This window comes from Acinetobacter sp. YH01010, from assembly GCF_013420775.1.
Lineage (GTDB): Bacteria > Pseudomonadota > Gammaproteobacteria > Pseudomonadales > Moraxellaceae > Acinetobacter > Acinetobacter amyesii.
In genome coordinates this window covers 81,481-95,526 of the sequence record NZ_VOYF01000009.1, presented here as the reverse complement: position 1 = coordinate 95,526, position 14,046 = coordinate 81,481, and the positions used below count along the sequence as shown (strand labels likewise).

At 42.7% G+C, this 14,046-nt stretch carries 11 protein-coding genes and 1 pseudogene; 4 read left to right on the top strand and 8 right to left on the bottom strand.

What is annotated here, in order from left to right; all coding sequences use genetic code 11:
* Positions 1 to 8 precede the first annotated feature (8 nt).
* Together ribBA and FTT77_RS09920 are read right to left on the bottom strand one after the other, a co-directional pair.
* Positions 9 to 1,130 (bottom strand): bifunctional 3,4-dihydroxy-2-butanone-4-phosphate synthase/GTP cyclohydrolase II, encoded by a 1,122-nt coding sequence (gene ribBA / locus FTT77_RS09925; protein WP_111885508.1) that lies wholly within the window; start codon positions 1,128 to 1,130, stop codon positions 9 to 11.
* Positions 1,131 to 1,438: 308 nt separating this feature from the next.
* Positions 1,439 to 2,017 carry a TetR/AcrR family transcriptional regulator gene (locus FTT77_RS09920; protein ID WP_180109290.1) on the bottom strand — a complete coding sequence of 193 codons (579 nt, stop codon included), beginning with the start codon at positions 2,015 to 2,017 and terminating at the stop codon, positions 1,439 to 1,441.
* A gap of 130 nt (positions 2,018 to 2,147) precedes the next feature.
* Here FTT77_RS09920 and FTT77_RS09915 point away from each other — a divergent pair.
* A pseudogene (locus FTT77_RS09915) lies at positions 2,148 to 2,883 on the top strand (SDR family oxidoreductase).
* Between the two features lie 315 nt (positions 2,884 to 3,198).
* Positions 3,199 to 3,804, top strand: a complete 606-nt coding sequence (locus tag FTT77_RS09910; RefSeq protein ID WP_180109291.1) for a 2-hydroxychromene-2-carboxylate isomerase — start codon at positions 3,199 to 3,201, stop codon at positions 3,802 to 3,804.
* Between the two features lie 192 nt (positions 3,805 to 3,996).
* On the opposite strand, the gene FTT77_RS09905 is transcribed toward FTT77_RS09910, so the two are convergent.
* Positions 3,997 to 4,488, bottom strand: a complete 492-nt coding sequence (locus FTT77_RS09905; protein WP_180024783.1) for a hypothetical protein — start codon at positions 4,486 to 4,488, stop codon at positions 3,997 to 3,999.
* Positions 4,489 to 4,730: 242 nt separating this feature from the next.
* Positions 4,731 to 6,242 carry an aldehyde dehydrogenase family protein gene (locus FTT77_RS09900; protein WP_168378853.1) on the bottom strand — a complete coding sequence of 504 codons (1,512 nt, stop codon included), beginning with the start codon at positions 6,240 to 6,242 and terminating at the stop codon, positions 4,731 to 4,733.
* 221 nt (positions 6,243 to 6,463) lie between these two features.
* Here FTT77_RS09900 and FTT77_RS09895 point away from each other — a divergent pair, with 221 nt between their 5' ends.
* Positions 6,464 to 7,645 (top strand): transcriptional regulator, encoded by a 1,182-nt coding sequence (locus FTT77_RS09895; protein WP_078191528.1) that lies wholly within the window; start codon positions 6,464 to 6,466, stop codon positions 7,643 to 7,645.
* A 21-nt stretch (positions 7,646 to 7,666) separates the two neighbouring features.
* Here FTT77_RS09895 and FTT77_RS09890 read toward each other — a convergent pair whose 3' ends face one another.
* Both FTT77_RS09890 and FTT77_RS09885 read right to left on the bottom strand, forming a co-directional pair.
* Complete coding sequence (locus tag FTT77_RS09890) at positions 7,667 to 8,629, bottom strand: alpha/beta hydrolase (RefSeq protein ID WP_180109292.1); 963 nt, start codon at positions 8,627 to 8,629, stop codon at positions 7,667 to 7,669.
* Between the two features lie 246 nt (positions 8,630 to 8,875).
* On the bottom strand, positions 8,876 to 10,087 hold the full coding sequence (locus tag FTT77_RS09885; protein WP_078191526.1) for an iron-containing alcohol dehydrogenase: 1,212 nt from the start codon (positions 10,085 to 10,087) through the stop codon (positions 8,876 to 8,878).
* A gap of 400 nt (positions 10,088 to 10,487) precedes the next feature.
* Between FTT77_RS09885 and FTT77_RS09880 the strand changes: the two genes are divergently transcribed.
* Entirely contained in the window at positions 10,488 to 12,188 is a 1,701-nt protein-coding gene (locus FTT77_RS09880) for an NAD-dependent malic enzyme (RefSeq protein WP_180109293.1), read from the top strand.
* A gap of 140 nt (positions 12,189 to 12,328) precedes the next feature.
* On the opposite strand, the gene FTT77_RS09875 is transcribed toward FTT77_RS09880, so the two are convergent.
* Together FTT77_RS09875 and FTT77_RS09870 are read right to left on the bottom strand one after the other, a co-directional pair.
* Positions 12,329 to 12,988 carry a methionine ABC transporter permease gene (locus tag FTT77_RS09875; protein ID WP_078191524.1) on the bottom strand — a complete coding sequence of 220 codons (660 nt, stop codon included), beginning with the start codon at positions 12,986 to 12,988 and terminating at the stop codon, positions 12,329 to 12,331.
* Entirely contained in the window at positions 12,969 to 14,039 is a 1,071-nt protein-coding gene (locus FTT77_RS09870) for a methionine ABC transporter ATP-binding protein (protein ID WP_180109294.1), read from the bottom strand. The genes FTT77_RS09875 and FTT77_RS09870 overlap by 20 nt, the downstream gene beginning before the upstream one ends.
* Between the last annotated feature and the right edge of the window lie 7 nt (positions 14,040 to 14,046).

Below are 14,046 nucleotides of genomic sequence, written 5' to 3'. Positions count from 1 at the left end.
AACCTCGATTATTTCTCTGATGTTTGATTTGCGGTGATGTATTCCACCACTTCTAAGTTAAAACCTGATAGTGCATTAAAGCGTAGTGGAGAGCTGAGTAGCTTCATTTTTTCCACGCCTAAATCACGTAAAATTTGTGCACCCACACCAATGGTTTGATACTGCTGAGACAGTGCCGCATTGGATTTAACATTTTTCGGTGCAGTTAAATTTTCTAAAGCAGGACCTAAGTCCTGTAAATGACGCTGACCAATCCACACTAAAACACCACGATCGCTGGATGCGATTTCTTTGAGTGCTTTATCGAGATTCCACGCCGGAGCGCCATCTTGTTTATTCAGTTTTAGTAAGTCGCGAACTGGATTGAAACCGTGTACACGGACTGTGGTTACGCCTTGTTTCGGTTCGCCTTTAACCAGTGCTAAATGAATGTCTGGGTTACCAATTTCACGGTAACGGAACAATTCAAAAGTACCATATTCAGTATCTAAAGTTTGTTGATCAATGCGCTCAACGGTTTGCTCATTGGTCATGCGGTAGTGAATTAAGTCCGCAATCGTCCCCATTTTTAAGCCATGCTTTTCAGCAAACACTTCAAGGTCTGGGCGACGTGCCATAGTGCCGTCTTCATTGATGATTTCACAAATCACAGATGCGGGTTCTAGGCCAGCTAAACGAGATAAGTCACAACCGGCTTCAGTATGACCGGCACGGTGAAGGACACCACCAGGCTGCGCCATCAGCGGGAAAATATGGCCTGGCTGTACGATGTCAGCCGGTTTAGCATGTGCAGCCACCGCTGTTTGAATGGTGTGCGCACGTTCAGCAGGAGAAATACCTGTTGAAATGCCATTTGCTGCTTCAATCGACAATGTGAAGTTTGTACCGTGCTGTGCACCGTTTGCATCGACCATTAAAGGTAAATTTAACTGCTGGCAACGCTCTTTACTTAAGGTTAAGCATACAAGACCACGCGCATGCGTAATCATGAAGTTGATATCTTCAGGGCGTACGTGGGTCGCAGCGATAACAAGGTCGCCTTCATTTTCACGATCTTCATCATCCATTAGGATGACCATTTTTCCTGCACGAATATCAGCTACGAGCTCTTCAACAGTATTGAGCGGCATCAATCTTCACCTTTTTTTTGTCTCGAATGACATTTACTTGCATTGATTGTTGCATAGTCTAACGTTTTTTTGCGTTCTTTGCCTATGCTTATCATTTTCCTTTAATGGCTCATTGTTATACACAGTCGTCAGAACCTTGAAAAGAGGACTTTATTTGAATTGTGCCATTTATGCTGAATCTTTAAACACTTGAAAAGCATAAAAATGGGTAAGCTTATACAGATTTTAAATAATTCAAATGAAAGAGATGAACAGTTTGTCGGAAAACTGTCGGTCTTTAACTCCATGAACTGTCACATAAAAATCAATCACGTTGATGCAGCCACATGGCTCTCTAAATATTGCCGAATCATCATCTTATTGGCGTTTAAAATAGTTTTTTGCAAATGTGGATCTGCGGCTGCACGCGCAATTAAAATGGCACCGGCAAGTTGGCAGATGATGGCCCAAGCATGTTCTTCGCTACCGAGATGCTGACTAAATAAAGCCTGACCGCGCAGTAATTCCTTTTCATAGGCCTGTTTAATCGTGTCATCTGCACGAGCTACTTCGGTCGCAAGTGTCGGCAAAACACAGCCTTGTTCAGGATGTTCAAGGTGGGAAGGGGTTAAATAGCGGTCAAGCTCAAATTCAATCCAATCTTGCGCATTATCATGTGGATTGTTTTGCCACATATCAAAACTGTGTTGTAACTCATGTTCAATTAAGGCTTTAAGTAGCTCTTGTTTAGACGAAAAATGTGAGTAAAAGGCGCCACTGGTGACGCCGGCGGCTTTCATGAATCCATCCACACCTGTTGCGGCAAAGCCGTCTTTTTTCGCAATTTGTCCGCTGATGGTTAAAAGTTCTTGGCGTTTTTTTTGTTTGTATTCGGGTTTGTAGCGCATCTGCAACCCCCTTGAAAATAAGATTGACGATAAATTAACCATAACATAGTATTCGTTATAGTAACGATCGTTATTCAATAAAATTGATCGCACATGGAATAAAAAAACTATCCAGCACGAGGGGATTGTTATGGAAAATAATCATATATCTCAGCCTGCCAAAGGTGTGGCATTGATCATTGGTGCAGGAGAAAATAGCCAAACGTTTTGCCCGGGAGGGTTATATTGCTTGTATGACACGACGAAATGCAGACAAATTAAAGCCTTTAATTGCTGAAATTCAAACACAGGGAGGGACTGCTTTTGGCTTTGGTTCTGATGCTCGAAAAGAAGAGCAAGTGATTGAACTCATCGAGCATATCGAATCAAACATTGGCCCGATTGAGGTCATGGTCTTTAATATTGGTGCCAATGTGCCATGTAGTATTTTGGAAGAAACCGCACGTAAATATTTCAAGATTTGGGAAATGGCATGTTTCTCGGCATTTTTAACGGGTCGGGAAGTGGCGAAGCGCATGGTGAGCCGTGAATCTGGCACAATTATTTTTACGGGTGCGACGGCTGGGGTTCGTGGTGCCGCAGGCTTTGCCGCTTTTGCTGGCGCAAAACATGCGCTTCGTGCCTTGGCACAAAGCATGGCGCGTGAACTTGGGCCTAGAAATATTCATGTGGCGCATGTGGTGGTTGATGGGGCGATTGATACCGACTTTATTAAAGAGACTTTTCCCGATTTGTACGCAAAAAAAGCGCAAGATGGTATTTTAAATCCCGTACATATTGCAGAAAATTATTGGCATCTCTCACAGCAACCACGAGATGCATGGACGCATGAATTAGATCTGCGACCGTGGATGGAACGCTGGTAAGCGTAATTTGATTCAAATGAAAGAACGATACGCGGTAAGGTCATCCGCAAGTGTTTGAGACAGGACTACATCTATTCAAAAATGTTTTTGCGATACTTTGAATAATTAGACGCTAGTGAACGAGTTTTGCGGATGACAATGGTTTTGGGTACTTTTGCCGAAACAAAAGTACCTCCAGCCGAAGGCTAATCCCTTTATTTAAACCCTGGATGTAAGACTCCGTCAAATCGGCTTAAAAATCATTTAAAAAAATACGATGTTACTTTTACGTGCGTAACATCAGTTAGGAAAATAAGCAAAAAAAGGACGAAAAAAATGAAAGTCATTGAATTTTATTTTGATGTCGGCAGCCCATATAGCTACATTGGATTTCACCGTATTCAACAGATTGCGCAGCAGTATCAAGCCGAGCTGATTTGGAAGCCAATGCTACTCGGTGGAGTGTTTAAAGCCACAGGCAATAGTAGCCCAATGGCGGTACCTGCGAAGGCACGTTATTCCATGATTGATCTTCAACGTTGGGGAAAGTTATGGCAGATACCCGTACAGATGAATCCGTATTTTCCGATCAATACTTTGCAGTTGATGCGTTTGATAACCGCAGTCCAATTATTTCAGCCTGAAGTATTTCTCAATGTACTGATGGGTATTTTTAACGCAATGTTTGGTCAGCCACGCAATTTAAATGATCTCAATGAATTAATTCAATTGATGCAGGAGCTTGGATTGGAGGTAGCGCAGGTTAAATCATGGCTTGAAGATGAAAAAGTAAAGTCTGAGCTTAAAGTGGTGACCGAAGAAGCCATTGCACGTGGTGTGTTTGGGGCGCCAAGTTGGTTTGTCGATGATGAGTTATATTGGGGTGTTGATCATTTACATTTTGTTGAGGCGGCTTTACAGGCTTCATCACGATCAGCCTAATTGGACGAATACTTGAGTGAATGCTACTGAATATAAGCACCAGTTTTAGGGCGGGAATGCAGAAGTCATTGTAGATGTAAGTGGAATTATAGAATGGATCATGGCTGATTGTCTTACTTACATCTACTTTTACTCAGCTTTCATTTGTATTGAGTCTTATTTTTGGGGGTACTAACTTAAAAAACTTAAGCTTTATTCCGTATATAAATAATGCTGACATTTGGTGCAATTTACGGTGCATGAATCGCTTGCATAAATACCTTTACGAAAGAATCGTTTATTGCCGCAAAAGATACAGATAAATTCATCTTTATGATTTTTAGCGCTTGGTAGCTCTTGGTAAACGAGTCTTAATCCATTGTCTTTATAACGATAATTTCGACCATAAATTTGTTTAGCAAGCCAATAGTCCAAACTTGTAAATTTTATGGCAATACAACTGATGATACAAAAAGGAAATAGCCATATAGATTCAAATGCTTTGGAAACAGACGCCCAACCTGAAAATACACTTGTGAAAGTAAAAAACATGACCGCGAAAGCACCAAAGAAGAAAAGATAGAATACTTTGCTTTGGAAAGAGCTTAATTTGTTTAAGTATTTGAGATGATGTTCATAGGTCGAAATATCATCTTGGTTGGGCACAAATGCGGGATAACGTGCTTGCTTAGGTTTGTCTGACACTTGATCACCAAATGAATGACCACAGGCACTACAAAAGTGATGTTGTACTAATGCTTTTTCTCCACAGGAGACACAATATTTCATAGCTATTTAAATATTTTTAATTAATAAAGTTATTTGTTTAGCAAGCATAAGAAAATTTGCAGCTTTTTAAAAGAAATTTTAATGAATTCATTGAAGAGGCTTCTAACAAAAAAGCGAACCGAAGTTCGCTTTTTATCTCATGTATTGTTCAACGCTGCTTAGAAGAAGCCCATTGGTTTGGTGTCATAGCTCACCAACAAGTTTTTGGTTTGTTGATAATGATCAAGCATCATTTTGTGGTTTTCCCGGCCGATCCCTGATTTTTTGTAGCCACCGAATGCTGCGTGTGCAGGGTAGATATGATAACAGTTGGTCCATACACGACCTGCCTGAATAGCACGACCCGCACGATATGAAGTATGCGCTGAACGCGACCAAACCCCTGCACCTAGACCATAAATCGTGTCATTGGCAATTTTAATGGCATCATCAAAGTCTTTAAAGGTTGCTACTGAAAGCACAGGGCCGAAGATTTCTTCTTGGAAAATCTTCATGTCATTGGTGCCTTTAAAAATCGTTGGCTCAATATAGAAACCTGTACCGACTTCATTTCGTGGGTCACCACCAGTAATGAGCTGTGCACCTTCATTTTTACCTGTAGCGATACAGCCCAAGATTTTATCTTGCTGCTCTTGAGATGCTTGTGCACCAATCATGGTATCGGTATCGAGTGGATGACCCGTCTTAATACGTTTGACACGTTCGACAGCCATTTCCAAGAATCGATCTGCAATGCTTTCTTGTACCAATGCACGTGAAGGACATGTACAAATTTCACCTTGGTTGAGCGCAAACATGGCAAAACCTTCGAGTGTTTTATCTAAGAACTCATCATCTTTGTCCATGATGTCTTCAAAGAAGATATTTGGTGATTTTCCACCAAGTTCTAAAGTCACAGGAATGATATTTTCAGTCGCATATTGCATGATCATTTGTCCCACAGCGGTTGAACCGGTGAAAGCAATTTTGGCAATACGTGGATTAGTCGCCAATGGACGACCGACTTCAACACCATAACCATTCACAATATTCAGCACGCCCGGTGGGAGTAGGTCTTGAATGAGTTCAGCCAAGACCAAGATGCTGACAGGCGTTTGCTCCGCAGGTTTCAACACGATGCAGTTTCCCGCAGCCAATGCTGGAGCAAGTTTCCAAGCCGCCATCAAGATTGGGAAATTCCACGGAATAATTTGACCGACCACACCAAGTGGTTCATGGAAATGGTAAGCAATAGTATTTTCATCAATTTCAGAAATGCCGCCTTCTTGGGCACGGATACAGCCGGCAAAATAACGGAAGTGATCGATACAAAGTGGAATATCAGCGGCTAAGGTTTCACGAATCGGTTTACCGTTGTCCCAGGTTTCTGCGACCGCAAGGAGCTCTAGGTTTTCTTCAAGTCGATCGGCAATTTTTAATAAAATATTTGAGCGTGTGGTTGGGGAAGAGGCGTTCCATTGGGCTTTGGCTTTATGCGCTGCATCCAAAGCCAATTCAATATCTTCAGCAGAAGAACGTGGCACTTTGGTAAAAACTTTACCGTCTACAGGGGAGATATTTTCAAAGTATTCACCTTTCACTGGCGCGACCCATTGGCCACCAATCAGGTTTTCATACTGAGCTTTAAACTGAACTTTTGAACCGGGTTGATTAGGATCGACATAACGCATATGAATTTTCCTTTGCTTGTTTATTATGATCTTGTTGGGCTGCCCATCTGTGGCAATCTACAGCTTTGGTATAAGGTACTTTTGTACATTATTTGATTAGCATAGCCTGTATAAGGTTGGAAAAAGGTTGGAGACAAGAAGGTTTACAATATTTTTTTTCAGTCTTAAAAACAAAAGCCAGGAAACGGATTTTTAGTCATGAATTGTTGTGAGAATAATGAATGATGATACAGAAGGATTTATCTGAAAAACGACAGAATGTCGAACGGTTAAGGCAGGGCATGAGTCTGTCAAAGCAGCAAACTTCGCAATTGAATGAGAGCATTGCGAGTTCTTGGCAGCGATCGGCGCAGGCGGAAATTCCGGAAAATCGGAGTGCTGCGCCTTTGGTAAATTTAAGCCCTCAAAGTCAACAACAGTCGGCATTGCATCATGCGTTGCAACATTGTGCCGAAGATTTAAAACACATTGCCGAACAGTCGTCGATGGTACTTGCCGTGGGTGATGTGGGTAGCACGATTATTTGGAGTGCGTCGAGTCGGCAAATGCAAAGTGCTGCGGAAAGTGTGCATTTTATTGCAGGTGGGCAATGGCGCGAAGAATTGGTCGGAACCAATGCTTTAGCGTTGTCTCTAAAAACCCAACAGTCGAGTTGTGTGTTTTCAAATGAACATTATATGCCGTCTGTACATGAATGGGTCTGCTATGCAGCACCAATTATCGATCCACACACGCAGCAAATTTTGGGCGTGGTTGATTTATCCACCGTGTGGAAAAACCACAATAGTTTAGGGCTACTTGCGGCTGAACGCTGCGCTTCGATTATTCAATCGGCTTTGCTCGATTTTCAAAAACAGCATTTGTACATTCGGGCCTTTGCAGTGCCGCAAGTGTTATTTAATGGCAAAGTGATGGTGCTGACCCCACGGCAAATTGAAATTTTAACCATCTTGGCGCTATGTCCACAAGGCATGACCTTAGATACATTGCATCAAGCCTTATATGGTGAACGCAAGGTGAGTGTTGGGACTTTAAAAGCGGAAATGTCGCAGCTACGCGATATTTTGGGCGGCATGTTAGGCTCAAGACCCTATCGTTTATTGGCGCAAGTCGAAGCCGATTTTTTGCAAGCCGAGCAAGCCTTAGATGCAGGTTATCTCGATTCGGCGTTAAAACTGTGTTCAGGGGTTTTCTTGGCCAAAACCGAAAGTCCTTTTTTAGGGGCATGGCGTGATTGTCTTGAGTCACGATTGAGCCAAGCGATTTTTAATGCCAAAGAAACAGATGTTCTGCTCAAGCATGTCGCGCGTTTTCCTGAAGCTATTGATGCGGTTGAACGCCTGATCGAGCTGATGCCGAGATCGCATCCCGTACATCAGACCTTGTTGAAATTAAAACAGTAAGTTGCAATGTCATTCGGGCTGTTAAAAACCTTTATTGGCCAGCCATTGAAAGAGCTGGGTATAGACTTGTTCACGCGCGGTTTTTTCCGAAAGCACTAAATCATGCAAGCCATTGTGTATGCTTTGAATGGTGACATCGCCCTGAATTTTCTTGGCATATTTTTGGATATCTTTTACACCTAAAATCACATCACTGGTCTGCGCTGCTTTACCCCATTTTTTGGGATTTTTAGTTTGATGCGAGTGCATGACCAAGACCGGTACATCTAGGCTGATACCTCGATGAATCTCTTTTTGAGCCTCATAAATTGTCCGCACGAAACTTAAATACACCATTGGATAGCGGGTCTTTTTCCAGTCTAAATTGAAGTCCCATTCACCCTTGAGTTCGCGGTGTAAGCTGGCGGTGTACCACTTATTCAGTTCACTTGGGAATTTTAAATTGGGAAAGGTTTTTGCCAATTTACTCAGCTGTGGAATACCCAGTGCGCGTTTCACTGGATTCATGTTGAAATCATAAAATGGGCTATTGACCCAAAGGGCTTGAATTAAAGGATGATTTGGATGATGGGCTGCATACAAAGTGGTGGTTAAGCCACCGGTAGAATGACCACAGAGCAGCAAGGCATCATGACCTTCATCAGCAATGATCGTTAGGGCCTGATCTATTTCAGCATCGTATTCAGACAGTGCATGCACATTATAATATTTTTGATGCGGTAGAATTGATCGTCCATACTTTCTTAAATCTAGTGCGTAAAAGTCGAAACCGTGCTGATTGAAGCGTCCCGCCATTTCGGTTTGGAAAAAATAATCGATAAAGCCATGGATATAGAGCACCGCTTTGGAGGTGGGGGCCGCTGCTTTTTTGCGAACCAGTGTGGCAACCACAGGGCCTTCATAATCATCCGGGAAGGTCAGCGTGGCTTGTTCATAGCCTGCGCCCAAAATGTCAGGCTGATACTGAATTGGTGAATGGCTCATTATTATACTCATCAATATTATTGGACATTATGCTTTATCCTTGATGAGCCATGAGCTTTTGTCAAATGAATAATCGATGCTGATTTACGAACTAAAAAAAGAGTGACCTCAGTATGAAAGCGACCAATCTATAGTCGCTTTCCTGAAATAAAACGTGAAATGGATTCAGTTGAGCCTACATCACTAAACTCAAAGGGTAATGTAGGCACTTAGGTCACTTAAACATGAAGACCTTTTGGACTTAACTTAAACTGCTGCTTTGAAGTCGACGACAGAAGCATTGGCTTTAAGCGCTGCCTTGAAAATATCAACCACTTGAGCATGATTCGCTTTACGTGGATTGGTTAGCATGCAGGCATCTTTTTGCGCATTTTCAGACATGATGCTGAGGTCTTGTTCTTTCACACCAAGTTCAGAAAGGCTCGATGGAATGCCAATCGAAGCAGACAGTTCACGGATTGCTGCAATCGCTGCATAAGCCGCTTCAGTCACCGTTAAACCATCGGTTGGCACACCCATGAGCTGCGCGATACGTGCATAGCGGTCAGGGCAGGCGATCAGGTTGAATTCGCAAACATGTGGTAACAGCACGGCATTACATACGCCATGTGGCAAGTTGTAGAAGCCGCCGAGTTGGTGGGCCATCGCGTGGACATAACCTAAAGATGCATTGTTAAATGCCATTCCTGCTAAGTACTGTGCATAGCTCATCGCATCACGTGCTTCTAGGTTTTCGCCATTGGCTACGGCAGGGCTGAGCCATTCACTGATCATTGCAATGGCCTTTTCAGCACAAGCATCGGTAATGGGATTGGCTGCTGTAGACACATAAGCTTCGACCGCATGCGTTAATGCATCCATACCGGTTGCTGCAGTGAGCGCCGCAGGTTTCGCAATCATCAGCTTCGGGTCATCAATGGCGATAAGAGGGGTACAACGCCAATCGACAATCGCCATTTTAACGTGGGTGTCAGTATTGGTAATGATACAGAAACGGGTCATTTCTGATGCCGTACCTGCGGTGGTATTAATCGCAATGAGTGGAGTCATTGGGACTGTACTTTTATCGATGCCTTCATAGTCACGAATATGACCACCACCCGCAGTGACTAAGCCAATGCCTTTGGCACAGTCATGAGAAGAGCCGCCACCGAGAGAGACAATAAAATCACAGCCATTGTCATTATAGGCATCTACACCGCTATGCACGTTGGTGTCAGTTGGGTTGGGTTCTGCGCCCGGGAAGATGTGACTTTCTACGCCAGCTTCAGTTAAATATGCGGCAATGGTGTCTGCCACACCAAATTTGTAAAGACCGGCATCGGTCACGATAAGCGCTTTTTTTGCGCCAAGATTTTGTGCCTTTGCACCAATTTCTTTAGCACAGCCGGGGCCAAAAAGTGAAACACAAGGGATGTAAAAACCGTTTGTTTGATCTGCAATATTTTTAAAAGCCATGGTGCGATTCCTTCTACCATTCATTGTCATTTGTTATGGGTGATACTCACCTAAACTGAGTATTGCGAGGGATGTTTTAAATTCACACCTACCAAAGACCTACCAAATTTAGGGCTTTGTATTGAACTTATTTAATTGATTGAAATTTAATCATTAATTATTTTTGCTATTTTCTGAGATTCGCTAAAAGTCGTATACGTTTAAGCCCAAATAGGCGTTGCGATGATTGGATGCATGATCGAGTTATCAGATTATAAAATCTAACTAAAACTATTATCAATTTACTAAATGCCCCAAACCACTCGAATCAGGATAGGCTATAACAAATAACGAGATAGTCACTTTTGTGCATTTCGCTTTTTTCAGTGCGAAACAAAAGATTAATTAAACGAGTTAAATAATGCCCAGTGAAAATTTGAAAACGAAACGACCTTTATATATTCCTTATGCCGGAAATACACTTTTAGAACTCCCACTTTTAAATAAAGGTTCTGCGTTTAATGAAGATGAACGTAAGAGCTTTAATTTACACGGTTTAATTCCACACGTTACAGAAAGCATTGAAGAACAAAGTCAACGTTCTTATCAGCAATATTGTGCATTTAATAGTGATATCAATAAGCATATTTACCTGCGCAATATTCAAGATACCAATGAAACATTGTTCTATCACTTAATTGAAAACCACCTCAGTGAGATGATGCCGATCATCTATACACCAACAGTGGGGGAGGCTTGTCAGCGCTTCTCGGACATTTATCGTCGTCATCGTGGGATTTTTATTTCATATCCTGACCGTGATCATATTGACCAAATTATTCATAACGTGAATAAAAAGAACGTGAAAGTGATCGTTATTACGGACGGTGAACGTATTCTTGGACTTGGTGACCAAGGCATTGGGGGGATGGGGATTCCGATTGGTAAGTTGTCACTGTACACCGCGTGTGGTGGGATCAGTCCAGCCTATACATTGCCGATTACTTTAGATGTCGGAACCAATAACCAACAGCTGTTGAATGACCCGATTTATATGGGTTGGAGTCAGCCTCGTATCAGCGGTGAAGAATATTATCAATTTGTCGATGACGTGATTAAAGCCATTCAACAACGTTGGCCAAAAGCGCTGATTCAATTTGAAGACTTTGCACAAAAAAATGCGATGCCTTTATTGGAAAAATATCGCGATAAAATTTGCTGCTTTAATGATGATATTCAAGGAACAGCAGCGGTGTCTGTCGGAAGTTTAATTGCGGCATCACGTGCAGCAGGCAAGCAGCTCAAAGATCAAATCGTCACATTCTTAGGTGCAGGTTCAGCAGGTTGCGGGATTGCAGAGCAGATCATCAAGCAAATGGTGGCGGAAGGTTTAACCGATGCTCAAGCGCGTGCGCGGGTGTTTATGGTCGATCGCTTTGGTTTAATTACTGAAAATCAGCCGAATCTTTTAGATTTCCAACGTAAACTTGCCCAATCTACAGACAATGTTGCACATTGGGCTGATGCTGAATCTATGATTTCACTGTTGGATGTGGTGAAAAATGCCAAACCTACGGTACTGATTGGCGTTTCGGGACAACCGGGACTGTTTAGCCAAGAGGTCATTGAAACGATGGCTGCGAATTGTGAACAGCCTATTGTGTTGCCACTGTCTAATCCAACATCGCGTGTCGAAGCGGTGCCAGCAGATATTATCGAGTGGACCAAAGGTAAGGCCCTGATTGCGACTGGCAGTCCATTTGCACCAGTGAATTATCATGGCAAGATTCATCAGATTTCACAGTGTAATAACTCCTATATTTTCCCGGGGATTGGTCTCGGTGTGATTGCATCTGGGGCGAAACGTGTGACGGAAAATATGCTGATGGCATCGAGTACGGCGTTGGCAGACTGTTCACCAAAATTGGCAGATCCAAATGCCGATTTATTGCCAAGTTTGGATTATTTACAGGATATTTCGAAGAAAATCGCTTTGAAAGTGGCATTGGCAGCGATTGCTGATGGTGTTGCACCAAATGTCAGCGTTGAAGTACTAGAACATGCGATTGAAGCGAATTTCTGGAAACCTGAATATCGTGATTATGTCCGTGTGACCTATTAATTCGGTCTAAAGATTCTGTTTAAGCAGAATCAATTTTGCAACTGATCGAAAAAATACCCTAATCCAGATTAGGGTATTTTTTTATGTGTAGCGACACGGTTTTTTTCTAAGAAATACGAAAAATAATCGAGAGGGTCGCTTTAAATTTTGCGTTTATCGAGCTGGTTGGAAATGTGATCTCCGCAAGCTTGAACCAGCATCACGATCGCGACCAACACCACAATCACTGCTAGCATGATTTGCATATCAAAGCGTTGATAACCGTAACGGTAAGCAATATCCCCCAAACCACCTGCACCGATAGCCCCTGCAATGGCAGAAGAATTAATCATGGTCACCAAGGTCACTGTAAAGCCTGCGACGATGCCAGGAAGCGCTTCAGGGAGCAGCACATGCCAAATGATTTGTTTGCGATTACAGCCGATGGCTTGAGCGGCCTCAATCAGACCTTGATCGACTTCACGTAAACTTACTTCAGCTATACGTGCAAAAAAAGGCGTGGCCGCAAGGGTTAAAGGTACGACAGCGGCCCAAACGCCATAACTGGTGCCCACGATAAAGCGCGTGAGCGGAATAAGCGCTACCATTAAAATAAGAAATGGCACCGAACGGGTAATATTGACCAACCAACCTAGGGTGTGGTTTAGGCTTTTTGAAGGATAAATCCCGTGTTCAGCACTACACACCAATACGACCGCTAAAGGCAGGCCGATCAGAAAGGCCACAAAGGCTGAAACGCCGACCATCAGTAAGGTATCAATGGTTCCACTAATCAGTAAATCAATGAGTTGGTCGTGCATAGCCGAGTACCTCAATCTGTGCGATATGGTGTTTAAGTTGTTCAGATACGGCGTTGATCTCTAAATGGCTGCTGTCCACTGCAACAATCAACGAACCGATTAAATGCCCTTGAATACTATCGATATGACTTTGATACAGATGTACTGGCGCCTGAAATTGATCAAAAATAAACTTTAAGTCAGGCGACTGTTGTAGTGTCGATTCATATCGTAATTTTAAAATGATTTGATCATTTGAATCTGACGGTTGTGGCTGAATGTCGCTTGGTAAATCAAGTTGTTCAAGGTTGAGTAACTCTTGTGTGATCTGCTGTTGAGGCGTAGAAAACACTTTCCAAACCTGTCCTGCTTCTACAATTTCGCCTTGATCGATCACCACAACCTGATCGCAAATCTCGCGAATGACCTGCATTTCATGGGTAATCAACACAATGGTGATACCGAGCTTTTGATTAATTTCTTTAAGCAAAGACAGCACAACAGAAGTACTTTCTGGATCGAGTGCAGAAGTCGCTTCATCACAGAGTAAAATTTCTGGATGATGAACTAACGCTCGTCCAATCCCAACACGTTGTTTTTGCCCGCCCGAAAGTTGAGAAGGGTAGTGCGCTGCTTTATTTTCAAGACCTACCAACTTCAGCACTTCATTCACTCGCTGAGCGATATCGGCTTGACTGAAATTGGCGATTTTAAGGGGCAGCGCGATATTGTCATACACGGTTTTGGCAGACATCAAATTAAAATGCTGAAAAATCATCCCAATACGCTGACGTAGGGCTATCAACTCTGCGTGATTTAAGCTTGATAATTCCTGTTGATGGATGTGAATACTGCCATCACTGATTTGTTCTAAGCCATTCAGCGTTCGAATCAGTGAGGATTTACCCGCGCCACTTTTCCCAATAATGCCGAATATTTTGCCTTGTGGAATATTCAGATTGATATCTTTTAAGGCATGAACCTGCTGTCCTTGCACATCATAAAATTTATTTAAATTTTTAATTTGGATATGGGGGACGGCAAATTCAACCGATGAACCGAAACTCACCATGAGTGAC

Bases quoted from the DNA above. Each gene is read 5' to 3' on its own strand.
- ribBA (WP_111885508.1), bottom strand. From the start codon at position 1,130: ATGCCGCTCAATACTGTTGAAGAGCTCGTAGCTGATATTCGTGCAGGA.
- FTT77_RS09920 (WP_180109290.1), bottom strand. From the start codon at position 2,017: ATGCGCTACAAACCCGAATACAAACAAAAAAAACGCCAAGAACTTTTA.
- FTT77_RS09910 (WP_180109291.1), top strand. From the start codon at position 3,199: ATGAAAGTCATTGAATTTTATTTTGATGTCGGCAGCCCATATAGCTAC.
- FTT77_RS09900 (WP_168378853.1), bottom strand. From the start codon at position 6,242: ATGCGTTATGTCGATCCTAATCAACCCGGTTCAAAAGTTCAGTTTAAA.
- FTT77_RS09895 (WP_078191528.1), top strand. From the start codon at position 6,464: ATGATGATACAGAAGGATTTATCTGAAAAACGACAGAATGTCGAACGG.
- FTT77_RS09890 (WP_180109292.1), bottom strand. From the start codon at position 8,629: ATGAGCCATTCACCAATTCAGTATCAGCCTGACATTTTGGGCGCAGGC.
- FTT77_RS09885 (WP_078191526.1), bottom strand. From the start codon at position 10,087: ATGGCTTTTAAAAATATTGCAGATCAAACAAACGGTTTTTACATCCCT.
- FTT77_RS09880 (WP_180109293.1), top strand. From the start codon at position 10,488: ATGCCCAGTGAAAATTTGAAAACGAAACGACCTTTATATATTCCTTAT.
- FTT77_RS09875 (WP_078191524.1), bottom strand. From the start codon at position 12,988: ATGCACGACCAACTCATTGATTTACTGATTAGTGGAACCATTGATACC.
- FTT77_RS09870 (WP_180109294.1), bottom strand. From the start codon at position 14,039: ATGGTGAGTTTCGGTTCATCGGTTGAATTTGCCGTCCCCCATATCCAA.